Source organism: Kitasatospora sp. NPDC048239, assembly GCF_043202015.1.
Taxonomy (GTDB): domain Bacteria; phylum Actinomycetota; class Actinomycetes; order Streptomycetales; family Streptomycetaceae; genus Kitasatospora.
This window is the reverse complement of record NZ_JBICZP010000006.1, coordinates 1-12,111: the sequence shown is the minus strand read 5'-3', so window position 1 is coordinate 12,111 and position 12,111 is coordinate 1. Positions and strand designations below refer to the sequence as shown.

The following is a 12,111-nucleotide window of genomic DNA, read 5'->3' as shown; positions in this document are numbered from 1 at the left end:
GCCGCGCCCCCGGGGCGGCGGGGGTGGGGGGGGGGGGGGCGGGGGCTCGCCGCCCGGCGGGGCGCGCGGGGGGCGGGGGGGGGGGGGCCCCCCGGGGGGGGCGGCCCCACCCCCCTCGGCAGTCCCGTCAGTTCCCGACCGCGCCGAGCAGTACTCCGGCGTCCGTGTGCCAGCTGTTCGAGACCAGGAGCTTCGCGATGAGCAGGACATCAGCGGGATCGCGCCGGCCGGCGTGCTGGAGAATGGTGTCAGCAGCGGTGTCCATCTCAGCTGCTCTGCAGGACGCTACCGCCCACACCACGTCAGCCGGGGCCGCTGCTGTGCCGGCATGGTTCAGGACGACGCGGGCGTCCTCGGTCCGCCCCGCCCTCAGGTACCGCTCAAGATCTTCTTGCGGCTGCCAGGCCGGGGGCTGATCGGCTACGCGTTGCCGGTCCCCCTCGGGCGGGGGGACCGGCAACGTCAGCGGCGGCGGGCAAGCCGGCGAATCCGCCGCAGCAGCGGCCGTCAGACCGGTCGGCGTGCCGACACCGCGAGACGAATCGCACGTACGTAGCTGCTCCAGGCGCGTCGAACAGCAATCACAGTGGTACTCCAAGGCCTGCTCGTAGAGTCGCTCCAGGTCTTCCGCAGCCACCGGCACAGCCGCGGCAGCCTCCGGATCGTTTGCCGCTACTTCCAGTGCCAGGCCGTACAGCGCCATTGCCACGTGCAGGCTCGGCTTGCGGGTAGCGCTGAGCAGGCCGGTGAGGGTCGACTGGGAGACCTTGCCGACCCTGCCCCGGGTCTCCAGGGCAATACAGATCTCCTTCTGGCTGCTGGGACCGTAGGTGCTGCGGGTGATCAGCTGGCAGAACTCCCGGAGCACCCGGGCGAACTCACGGTGTGCAGGTGACGCAGACGGGGCGATCTGGGAGGTGATCTGGCCTGGCGCGGGCACGCTCAGTTCCTCGCTCTCTGTGCGTCCTCTTGGGCGTACTGGTGCGAATGAAGTCTGCGCCAACGTGCCAGCGGCGCAACAGCCCCAGGTATTCACAAGATCGATAAAAGACCCGGATCCCCTTCCGGAAGGCCTGGCGGCACGGTTCCATGGATCCCATCCGCAGCACACTGCCGAGCCCCCGGGGCTCTGGCCAGTGCTACCTGCACACGTTCTTGATGATCCGGCAAGCATTGGAGTCACACCCATGGCGCAGCCGTCCTGGCAGGACGAGAAGATCGGCACGATGAAGCGCGCTGCGCTCTGGCTGGTCCAGGAGGTCGGAGAGGGCGCCCTGTTCACAAAGGCCCAGCTCCGTGAGGCATTCCCCGGCGTCGCACAGATCGACCGGCGGATGCGCGACCTCCGGGACCACGGGTGGCGGATCGACACGAACCGCGAGGACGTCAGTCTCGGCGCCAACGAGCAGCGGTTCGTGAAGATGGGCGAGCCCGTCTGGGAGCCCGGCAAGGGGACCCGTAAGGGCGGCACCACGCTGACCGGCACCCAGCGGCGCGAGCTGCTGACCCGCGACGGCCACATGTGCCGGTCCTGCGGCATGACCCCCGGTCAGACCTATCCGGGCACCTACGAGGCTGCGCAGCTCGACGTTGCCCGGCGCGAGGTCAAGCTGGCGGGCGGAGCAACCGAGGTCCAGCTGGTCATCGAGTGCAACCGCTGCCGGGTGGGGGGCCTCGGGTCCTCGGTCGACCTCCCCGGCGTCCTCACCCGGCTCGGCCAGCTGCCCGGCTTCGAACGCGCCATCCTGGCCGGCTGGGTGGAGAAGGACGCGCGGGCCTTCAGCGAGCTGGAGCAGCTGTGGGCGGCGTACCGCACGCTGCCGGCCGACGCCCGCCAGCAGGTGCGCGAAGCACTCGGCTAGTCCCCGCACCGGGCCCGTGGGCCCCGCGGTACGGTGGCGGGCCGCCGGCCCAGTCGGCCCGCCACCCATACTGCACTGATCGCACCTGATGAGACTTTGGAGGGGATTCCCTGTGAGTACGGACTTCGGTGTTCCGCCGCTGGCGGCACACAACCGGGCGCTGGTCGAGGAGCGCCTCAAAGAGGCCCGGGAGGCCGGCGGGGTCAAGGAGACGCTCACCATTGAGTGGCGGGGTGCCCCGCTGCATGTCGAGGTCATCGACATGCCCGTCAGCACCCTGGTGTTCAACCCGGGCACCCACCGCATCAGGGCGCAGCGGAGCCACGACCCTGCCCGCGACCAGGGCCTGGAGGCGGACCCGTGGAGCGATGAGAGCCAGGCCTACCTGCACTTCCTCCTGCAGGCCCTGCCGAAGGATCCGGCGCACCGCGACACGGACTTCGACGCGCTCAGGGACAGCCTGCGGGACTTCCGGCAGACCGATCCCGGCCTGATCACGCGCGACGGCATCCTGGTGAACGGCAACACCCGGGCCGCGGCGCTGAGGGAGCTCGGCGTGCCCAGTATCCGGGTGGGCGTGCTGCCCGAGTCCTGCACCTGGGCCGATATCAGCACGGTCGAGCTGTCGCTGCAGCTCCGCCCGGACCACCGCCGCGACTACTCCTACATCAACCGCCTCCTGGCGATCGACGAGCAGGTGTCCGCAGGCCGCCCGGTCGGCGAGATCGCCAAGGAGTTCCGGATCCGGGACACCACCTGCGAACAGGACATCTGGATCCTGAGCTGCCTGCGCGATCTGATCGCCCGCAGCAGCGCCGGGGACGCCCAGCTGCGGCTCATGGACTTCGAGGAGCACCAGGAGAAGCTCCGCGAGCTGCACCGCCGGTACTCGAAGGAGTCGGCCTCCAACAAGGACCGCGCTGAGGTGCTGCGCGAGAGCCGTCTCGCCGCGATCGTCCTGGGCTACTCGAAGACGGATGTCCGCTGGATCGAGCCGGACTTCCAGGGCCGGTACCTGGACCGCACGCTGCCGGCCGATCTGAAGGCCGCTCCGGCTGCGGCTCCGGCCGCTGTCGGGATCCCGGGCCTCAACCGCTCCGTCAAGGCTGTCGGGGCCGAGGTCGCCGCCGCCAAGTCCCTCACGGATGCGCTGCTCAAGGCGAGGGCTGTCGAAGCGGCAGGCGACCGTGCTCCGGCAGCCGCGGTCACCGAGTCCTCGCGCACCATCGCCGCCGCCAAGGAGGCGTTCACGGACGCGCTCGACTCCGCGGGAAAGGACGGGCGGGTCCGCAAGCGCCGCCAGGCGGCCCCCGACCGAATCACCGCTGCCTGCCAGGACATCGAGCAGTGCATCACCGACCTCGTCATGGCGCGCGGCTCCAACAGCCTCGACGAAGAGGCGTTCGACGAAGCGGTCGTCAGCCTGCGCAGCATCCTCGGCAAGCTCGCCCTTGAGTCCGCCCGGAGCATCAAGGCCCCCGGCGACGGCGTCTCATGGCTCCTCGATGCCGTCGCGGAGAAGAAGGAGCAGGCGCTGTGACTCCAGCCGAGCCGTCGCTGAAGGTCGGGTTCAACGTGTACCGGACGCACGTGGTGCTCCGTGCCGCCCCCGGATACCAGAGCGACCTCGGTCAGCTGGCCGCCCGCTTCCCCGCGGGCGGCCAGCGCGGCCCCCTCACCGCAGAGGTCGACCTGGACGACTTCCTGACCGGCCTCAGCGAACTCGCCAGCTGGCCCGCCCCGGAGAGCGTCACCTGGGACCAGGACTTGATCGACCTGGTCAACGGGGTCCTGGACGACGCCGAGCGCGCTGAGCGCTGGCTTGAGGCCGACCCGGGGGGAGCCCAATCCGACGGCATCGCGCCTGACGGCGTCCGCGGGCTCCTCGGACCCGGCTGGGCCGCCGACCTCACCTCGTTCCAGGAGCGCGACATCGCCCGGCTGCTCTCGCTCGGCCACGGTGCGAACTTCAGCGTGCCCGGCGCCGGCAAGACCCGCGTCGCCCTTGCCGTCTTCGCGGCGGCTCGGGAGCGGGGCAGCGTACGGCGGATGCTGGTCGTCAGCCCGAAGTCCGCCTACGAGTCGTGGGAGTACGAGGCAGCCTCCTGCTTCGCCGAACCGCTGCGCTTCGAGGTGATGGAGAAGAGCCCCAGCCCCGGTGCCGAGGTGCTCGTCGTCAACTACGAGCGGCTGGACAGATCGCTCGCCGCGCTGGCGGACTGGCTGCGGGCCGCCCCTGCCATGCTGGTCCTCGACGAGGCCCACCGGATGAAGCTGGGTGCGAGCGGGACCTACGGCTCGGCCTGCCTCGCACTCGGCCCCCTCAGCCGCCGTCGGCTGATCCTCACCGGCACTCCGGCGCCTAACGGCGCCCGGGACTTGGAGAACCTGCTCTCCTTCGTCTGGCCCGGGCACGGTCGCCGGGTCGTCACGAGCGCAGTGGCCGGCGGCGACCTGGCCTACGCCAGCAAGGTGCTGCGCCCGCTGTTCACCCGCACCACCAAGGACGAGCTCGGGCTGCCGCCGTTCGAGCCGCGGATCCGGTACGTCGAGATGCCTCCGCTGCACCGGGAGATCTACGACGCCCTGGTCGGCCGGTACACCGCCCGTGCCGAGGCGTCCCGGAAGGACTTCGACGCGCTCGGCAAGGCGATGCTGCGGCTGCTCATGGCAGCCACCAGCCCCGCGCTGCTCGTAGAGGGGACCAGCAGGTATGAGCCGCTCAGCTACCAGGTCCCGCCGCTCGACGTCCCGCAGTCGGACTCCCTGTACTCGCTGCTGCGCAACCTTCCGGGCTACGAGCTCTCGCCGAAGTACCAGGAGGCGCTCAGCATTGTCGCGGCGAACGCCGGTGCCGGGCGGAAGACGCTGGTCTGGACGACCTTCGTGCGGAACCTCACCACGCTTGAGCAGATGTTCGGGGCCTACCGGCCGGCCATCGTCCACGGAGGCAGCAAGGACCGCGAGGAACAGCTGAGGCGGTTCCGCGAGGACCCGGACTGCATGGTCCTCCTCTCCAATCCGGCGACGCTCGGCGAGGGCATCAGCCTGCACCATGTGTGCCATGACGCCGTCTACGTGGACCGGGACTTCATGGCAGGCCGGTTCCTGCAGAGCCTCGACCGGATCCACCGCCTGGGACTGGCACCGGGGACGGACACCAGGGTCACGGTCCTCGCGGCCTCCGGAACGATCGACGAGGTGGTTGCCCACCGCCTGGAGGAGAAGCTCCAGTTCATGGGCCGGATCCTGGACGACCCTGGGGTCCAGCAGCTCGCCGACCTGGTCGAGGAACCCGCGCTGGCAGGCGGCATGGATATGGCTGACGTCCAGGCCCTGCTCGGGCACCTCGATGTAGTAGCCGCCCGTGTATAGCGAGCGGCCAGCGGCTTCCGGCGGCGCGACCCCGCCGCCGGAGGCCGCTGGTCGGCTGGATAGCCTCTGCCCTGTGGAAGAAGGATTCGACCCGGTCCACGCCCCGGTGTCCGTGCCCGGGGAGGACGGCGGCGACCCCGGACTGGAGGCGGTTGCCGCCCTGATCCTGGCCGAGGACCCGGCCGGGCGGCGGTTCGCAGCAACGATCCGCCGGAGCATCGATGTACTGATGGACGGCCAGCACACCGGGCGCTTCCGCTGGGACCAGCTGTACAAGACGGAGAAGGCCCATCTCGGCACGCTGGTCGAGATCAACCTCCAGCGGGAGTTCGGTTTCGCCGACGGCAGCCGGATGGACTACTCCATCGCCGGGTCGGACGTGGACTGCAAGTTCTCCCAGCGCCTAGGCGGCTGGATGGTGCCCCCGGAGGCGCACGGCGAACTGCTGCTGGTGGTCTGGGCGAGCGACGAGGAGTCGGCGTGGTCGGCGGGGCTGGTCCGGGCCCTTCCGATCCTTCTCTCGCCAGGCGGCAACCGCGACGGCAAGCGGACCCTCAGCCTTGAAGGGAGGCGCTCGGTCCGGTGGCTGTTCAAGGACGCTCCGCTGCAGGACAACCTGCTCCTGCGGCTCTCCCCCGAGGACATCGCGGCGGTGTTCGCCCAGCCGACCGGGCAGCGCCGGCTGGACGAGCTGTTCCTCCGCGCCCAGCGCCGACCGATCAGCCGGACCGTGGTCGCTACCGTGGCCGCACAGGAGGACTACATGCGGCGCATCCGCTACAACGGGGGCTCCCGGTCGCGGCTCCAGCACCGCGGGATAGTGATCCTCGGTGAGTATTCGAGCCACTGCGGGATCGCGGAGCAGCTGGGCCTGCCGCTGCCCCAGGCGGGTGAGTCGGTGAGTGTGCGGCTCGCCAGGCGCCGGCCGCACCATGGAGACAGGCCCTGGGCCGAGCTGGACGGCGAGCGGTGGACCGTGGCGCTCCCCCAGGACCCTGAGGAATCCGTACCGAAGCTGCCGGAGATATGAGCACACCAGAGGCTTCAGACGCGGCCGGGGCAGCGTGGACCGCTCCCGAGGGGTCGTGGGCGTCCTCTGCGGCGAACCGCCGCAGCATGGTCGGAAACCGCAGCAGGGACACCTCGCCGGAGCTCGCCCTGCGGTCGCTGGTCCACGCCGCCGGGCTGCGCTACCGGGTGGCGGCAAAGCCCCTGCCGAAGATGCGGCGGACCGCTGACCTGCTGTTCCGCCCGGTAAAGGTCGCCGTGTTCGTCGACGGCTGCTTCTGGCACGGCTGCCCGGACCACTTCGTACCGCCCAAGACCAATCCCGGCTACTGGGAGGCGAAGATCGGCGGGAACACCACCCGGGATCGGGACACCGATGAGCGCCTCGAAAGCGAGGGCTGGCTGGTGCTCCGCTTCTGGGAGCACCAGTCGGCCCAGGAGTGCGCGGAAGCCGTGGTGGCAGCAGTCACAGCCCGGCGGGAGGAACAGGCCGCGCGCAAACGGCAGCGCGTCCGGCAGGCCGGAGCCGGGTCTGGCCCGTCCCGCGGACCGGAGGAGCCCCCGGAGCAGTGATCCGGGGGCTCCTCCGGAAGCCGGTCAGCTGATCTTCGCCTTGTTGGCCTTGAAGAGCTCGTGCCGCTCGTGCCCGTCCTGGCCGACGAAGGCCTTGAAGCCGTCCAGCTGGTAGGCCAGGACGCCCGGCTTGCGCTCGGTCGACTCGATGTGGAAGTCCCGGCTGAGGTAGCTCAGGTGCCGCTCGATGTCAGGTACCGCCATGGCCTTGCTGCCCCGCTTCTCCAGCTTCACGAGGATCTGGTCGACGGTGATCGGTGCGGAGGCCTCGCGGAGGATGGCGTAGACGTGGTCGTGGACGGCGTCGCGCCGCTCGCGCGGCTCGCCTTCCTTCCTGAGCGCCTTGGCAATCGACCTGCCGACGGCCGCGGCGACCGGCGGCGGGAAGGCGTTCCCGATCTGCCGGTAGGTGGTGGTCTTGCGGCCCTCGAACTTCCAGCTGTCGTCGAAGCCCTGGATCCGCGCGGCCATCCGGGTGGTCAGCTTCGGGCCCGGCTTCTCGCCCTTGGCGGTGACTGCGGGCTTCCAACCCGGGCCGGGCGCCTCGTCCGCCACTCCCCAGGCGTCCACGCCGAGTCCCGCCCATGCGGCCTTCGCCCGGCTGGGCCCGAGGTCGGCGCCGCCGTGCTTCTTCGAGCCGCCGACGATGGTGGGGGCGATGGTATCGGCCCGGGCGGCCCACTCCTCCGCGCCCTCCCAGCCCTCGGCAGCCATCAGGTCCTTCAGGGCCTCGCCGACCGAGGGTGCCGGGGGCTGCTCGGACTCCTCGGGCCAGTGGAAGTAGCCGGCGTACTCCTCCTTGAGCGCCACCAGGACGAACCGGGGCCGCAGCTGGGGTACGCCGAAGTCGGACGCCTGGAGCAGCCGCCACTCACCGACGTAGCCGAGCTCAAGAAGCGTGTCGAGCACATGCTGCCGGTAGGCAGAGAACCGGCTCGCGCTGAGGCCCCGGACGTTCTCCAGGAGCAGCGCCTTGGGCTGCATCCGACCGGCGAGGCCGACAGCCCAGGCGAACAGGTCGCGCTCATCGGCGGCACCGAGCTGCTTGCCGGCGATCGTGAACGGCGGGCACGGCACACCGCCTGCGAGCAGGTCCAGGTCGTCCTTGTAGTCCTCCGGACGCCACGTCCCCTCGTCCGCGACATCGCCTTCGGCGACCTTCCAGTCCGGCCGGTTCGCCCTCAGGGTCGCGCACGCATTCGGGTCGAGTTCGACCGCCAGAACGTGTTCGAATCCCGCATTCTCCAGGCCTAGCGCCTGCCCTCCTGCACCCGCGCAGATCTCGACGACCTTTAGGGCAGACATCCATCCTCCGTACTACACGCGCCGTGCCTGCAGGGCGGAGGGCGCTGACCAGCTGGCTGCGTCGAACCATGGTATCGAACACACTAGCGACCTCCGTCCGGGTGTGATCATGCCGCCGTACACAGGCCGCACCACCAGTTTCTGGTGGTGGCCCCGGGCAGCCGCACCCTTATGAAGGGGCCAGTGTAGTTCCGGCCACTGACAGCGGGAGCTCAAGCGGCTGGAATCGTGTCCCGTTCCTGCACAACGCGGGAGCCGGCTCGGAGACACCCCCGGCCCCCCGGCGGGTGCGCCGGGGGGCCGGGGAGCCGGGCGGGGGGTGGGGTCAGAAGGTGATGGTGCGGCCCTCGGCGGAGGCCTGGCGGGCGGTGTAGGCGACGCCGTGGACCTTGAGGCCAGCGGGGTCGAGGAGGGTGATCGCGCCGCCGTGGTTGCCGAGCTCGAAGGCGCCGGCGCGGTGGACGGTGAGGGTGGCGCCGGGGGCGAGCGTGACGGCCGGGAGGGCGAGGTGGTGCTTGGCCAGGTCGGCGAGGTGCCAGCCGGTCAGGTCGACCGGGGCCGAGGAGGTGTTGAGGATGGTGACGGTCTCGTCCTCGGGGGCCGGGCCGACCGGGTTGACCAGGGCGGCGACGATGCGCAGCTGGAGCTCGCCGCCGGTCGGGTCGACCGGGCGCGACGGGGCGTCGGCGATCGGGTTGCCGTGCTCGTCGTCCGTGTGCCAGGACTGGGACTGGAAGGCGAGGAAGACGGCGACCCAGCGGTTCTCGGCGGGCAGGTGGATCAGCAGGCCGCCGTCCTGGTAGATGCCGTTGTCGGCGCGGAACTTGCCGCCGTTGCCCTGGTTCATGTGGATGTCGTGGACGCCGTTGCCGGGGCGGAAGCCGAACACCTTGTCGGGAATGGTGGGTTCGGGGCCGAAGCGCTGGCCGAGCAGGAAGACGGCGGCCGTCTGGTCGTTGATCGCGCGCTGCACGTAGTGGTCGAGCAGGTCGGCGAGGTCGTTGTCCGCGCCCGCGAGGTCGGGCGGCAGGGTGCGCAGCGTGGCCGGGTCGAAGAGGTTGCCGCGGATGTAGTCCAGGCTGGCGGTGCCGGGCTTGGAGGGCAGGTTGGTCCAGCCGCTGCCCGGATCGGGGAGCAGCCCGGTGACCGGGTGCCGGAAGTCCTCCACGACGGCGAAGAGGAGGTCCGAGGGCGCCTGCTGGGACTCGACGTTGACCGCCGCCCGGTAGTCGGTGCCGTGGGCGTCGCGGAGGTGGATCTGGTAGTGCGGGGTGTCGGTGGAGCCCTCGCGGCGCCGCTCGACGGCGGTGGCGGCGAGCACACCGTACTTCTTGATGGGCATGGGCGGGTCCCTTCGGGTCGGGTGGGCAGAGCCCCTCCGTTATCCCTTACGGGAGGCCTCTGACCACGGCGATTCGACGGATGTTCACCGCGCGTCCGTCGAAAGGGTCTACGGCCGGGCGCCGGTCAGCCGGTCAGCCGGTGCGTCCGGCGGTGGCCGGGGCCGGGGCCCGCCCGGCGTGCCGTCCCGTCGCCCGGGCCCGGATCAGCTCGCCGGTGAGGAAGGCGGTCGCGGTGGCGACGATCAGCAGCGGCATCGCGTTGGTGGCGTCGCCGCCGAGCAGCTCCGCCGCGAGCACGGTGCTGGTCACGGGCAGCCGGGTGACGGCCGCGCCGGAGGCGGCCAGCCCGGCCGCCAGGCCCGGGGCCGTGCCCAGGCCCGGGAGCGCCCCGCAGGCCACCCCGATGGCGGCGCCGATCAGCAGCGCCGGGAAGATCGGACCGCCGCCTTGCAGACCGTCAGTGCCACCAGCGCGCCGATCGACCAGGACTGCGGGTCGGCGGCGAGCGCACCCAGGGTGGCCTGCCCGGAGAGCGCGGCGTCCTCCGGCGAGCGGCCGGTGAGCAGCGCGAACGCCGTGATGCAGGCGCCGACCGCGACCGCGCAGAGCACCGTCCGCAGTGCCGTCCGGCGGGCGGTGAGGCGGGGTTCGCCGGTGGCGGACCCGTTGGTGAACACCTTGACCCGGCGGCCGAGCAGTTGGCCGCCGACGCAGACCACCCCGACCAGGGCGGCGAGCGGGACGCCCCAGAGGAAGTCGCCGGCGTCGGGGATGCCCATCGCCGGTACCGAGGGCAGCGACAGCGCGCCGATCGAGAGCCCGGTCCAGTGGCCGAAGCCGGTGAAGACCAGCGCGCCGACGCCGCTGGCCAGCAGACACGGCAGGATCAGCGCCACCAGGTGCGGTCCCCCGAGCCCGGCCGCCTCGATCAGCATCACGGCGGCGACCAGCGGGCTGCCGAAGATGGTGGAGATGGCCGCCGCCGAGCCGGCCGCGCCGAGGACGGGCACCAGCTGCGGCCGGGCGGCCCGCCGGCTGGAGCGCACGGCCAGCAGGGCGAGCCCGCCGCCCAGGGCCATCAGCGGCGCCTCGGGGCCGAGCACCGCGCCGAGCGGCAGGCAGGCGAGGGCGGCGAGCACCACGCCGGGGAGGGCGTTCGGCGGGGTCGGCGGGCCGCCGAGGCCGTCCACCGGGACGTGGCCGCCGCGCCCCGGCAGGCGGGTGACGACCGGTGCGAGCAGCAGGCCGGCGAGCAGCAGCGCGGGCAGCGGCCACCACCAGGGCGCCCGGTCGAGGCCGACGGCCTGCGGGAGGCTCTCCCAGACCCAGTGCTGGAGCTCGTGCTCCAGGCTGACGAAGCCGAAGGCCGCCAGTGAGACCGGGATGCCGACCACGGTGGCGATCAGCAGCAGTCCGAGGTATCCCCTGGTCAGAACCACGTCGCTCAGGGTCGGATCGCCGACCGGTTGCTGAGGCATGCCCGTTCCTTCCCGCTCCCCGGGCCGCCGCCACCCGAGCCGTCCTGCGACGTCCCGCTCCTGCGGCCGAGTCCCGCCCGGGGGCGACGGGCCTGCACGGCGGCCGACGGCGCGCACCGGCGCGTCCCGGTCGGGTTGAGCCGGACGGGTGACCGGACCGGGGAGGACGGGCAGGTCGGGAGGGCGGGACGCACGCGGTGCCCGGACTCCGTGGGGAGTCCGGGCACCGTCAAGAGCCGGAAGCAAGGTCAGGAGCAGGCTCAGGACTGCACCTGGCGGGTCTCCCCCAGCGCGCTCTCGATGCCCTGCACCATCCGCCAGAGCGGCGCCCGGCGGCTGGCCACCAGCACCACGACCTCGTCCGGCTCGGCGTCGCCGCCGTCCGCCGCGCCCTCGGCCGCCCGGTCGCTCCAGGTGCCGGTGACGAAGGCCATCGCCGCGTCCACCTCGACGGTCCAGTCGCTCTCCCCGCCCGAACGCAGCCAGGTCCGCAGCGCGTGGTTGTGCGCGGCGACCACGGCGGCGGCGATCACGTCGGCGCGCAGCGCCCCGTCCGGCCGCCTGTCGTAGCGGCCGCGCAGGTAGTGCGCGAGCGTGTGCTCGTACCGCCAGACCACCGACAGCTCGTACGCGCGCAGGCCGGGCACCTTGCGGGTGAGCCGGTAGCGCTGGACGGAGAAGGACGGCTGCTCGGCGTACATCCGCAGGACGAGGCGGGCGGCGTCGCAGGCGTGCTTGACCGGGTCCTCCTCGCCGGTGCCGGACTCCAGGAACTCCGTCATCTCGGCGAGGCTGCGCTCGTGGTCGGGGAAGACCACGTCCTCCTTCGCCGGGAAGTAGCGGAAGAACGAGCGCCGGCCGACACCGGCGAGCGAGACGATGTCGTCGACGGTGGTCTGTTCGAAGCCGCGTTCCAGGAAGAGCTCGAAGGCTGCGGCGACGAGTGCTTCGCGCATCGCCGGCTTCGACGGCCCGTCGTTCATGGGCTGGTCCTGTTCTTCCTGCTCGCTCATTCCCCGGAACATAGCATCGGCCTCGAACAGCCGGACTGCCGTGTACTGCCGCGTGCTGTGGCCGGGGGCCGGGTGGTCTGGGGCCGCGGGTGCGCTACGGCAGGTTGCGGGCCATCACGATCCGCTGGATCTGGTTGGTGCCCTCGTAGATCTG

The 12,111-nt window shown here is 71.7% G+C and carries 9 protein-coding genes and 1 pseudogene; 5 read left to right on the top strand and 5 right to left on the bottom strand.

What is annotated here, in order from left to right:
• Positions 1-127: 127 nt before the first annotated feature.
• Positions 128-940 carry a hypothetical protein gene (locus ACGFZP_RS17660; RefSeq protein ID WP_392933550.1) on the bottom strand — a complete coding sequence of 271 codons (813 nt, stop codon included), beginning with the start codon at positions 938-940 and terminating at the stop codon, positions 128-130.
• Between the two features lie 247 nt (positions 941-1,187).
• On the opposite strand from ACGFZP_RS17660, the gene ACGFZP_RS17655 reads away from it, so the two are divergent.
• The 5 genes from ACGFZP_RS17655 (at position 1,188) to ACGFZP_RS17635 (ending at position 6,818) form a co-directional block, all read left to right on the top strand.
• Positions 1,188-1,862 carry a hypothetical protein gene (locus ACGFZP_RS17655; protein WP_392933548.1) on the top strand — a complete coding sequence of 225 codons (675 nt, stop codon included), beginning with the start codon at positions 1,188-1,190 and terminating at the stop codon, positions 1,860-1,862.
• A gap of 112 nt (positions 1,863-1,974) precedes the next feature.
• Positions 1,975-3,402, top strand: a complete 1,428-nt coding sequence (locus tag ACGFZP_RS17650) for a transcriptional regulator (protein WP_392933546.1) — start codon at positions 1,975-1,977, stop codon at positions 3,400-3,402.
• Positions 3,399-5,237: a DEAD/DEAH box helicase gene (locus ACGFZP_RS17645; protein ID WP_392933544.1), complete on the top strand. Its 1,839-nt coding sequence runs from the start codon at positions 3,399-3,401 to the stop codon at positions 5,235-5,237. Before ACGFZP_RS17650 ends, ACGFZP_RS17645 begins: the two co-directional genes overlap by 4 nt.
• Before the next feature lie 73 nt (positions 5,238-5,310).
• On the top strand, positions 5,311-6,267 hold the full coding sequence (locus ACGFZP_RS17640) for a NaeI family type II restriction endonuclease (protein WP_392933542.1): 957 nt from the start codon (positions 5,311-5,313) through the stop codon (positions 6,265-6,267).
• The gene (locus ACGFZP_RS17635; RefSeq protein WP_392933540.1) at positions 6,264-6,818 is read left to right on the top strand and encodes a very short patch repair endonuclease; all 555 of its coding nucleotides are present in this window, start codon (positions 6,264-6,266) and stop codon (positions 6,816-6,818) included. Before ACGFZP_RS17640 ends, ACGFZP_RS17635 begins: the two co-directional genes overlap by 4 nt.
• Before the next feature lie 24 nt (positions 6,819-6,842).
• Here the strand turns inward: ACGFZP_RS17635 and ACGFZP_RS17630 are convergent, their stop codons facing one another.
• The 4 genes and pseudogenes from ACGFZP_RS17630 to ACGFZP_RS17615 form a co-directional block, all read right to left on the bottom strand.
• Positions 6,843-8,123, bottom strand: a complete 1,281-nt coding sequence (locus ACGFZP_RS17630) for a DNA cytosine methyltransferase (protein WP_392933537.1) — start codon at positions 8,121-8,123, stop codon at positions 6,843-6,845.
• Positions 8,124-8,448: 325 nt separating this feature from the next.
• Positions 8,449-9,465, bottom strand: coding sequence for a DUF2278 family protein (locus ACGFZP_RS17625; RefSeq protein WP_392933534.1), 1,017 nt, complete (start codon positions 9,463-9,465; stop codon positions 8,449-8,451).
• 133 nt (positions 9,466-9,598) lie between these two features.
• Positions 9,599-10,944: pseudogene (locus tag ACGFZP_RS17620) on the bottom strand (chloride channel protein).
• A 260-nt stretch (positions 10,945-11,204) separates the two neighbouring features.
• Entirely contained in the window at positions 11,205-11,957 is a 753-nt protein-coding gene (locus ACGFZP_RS17615) for a TetR family transcriptional regulator (RefSeq protein WP_392933531.1), read from the bottom strand.
• Positions 11,958-12,111: the final 154 nt, after the last annotated feature.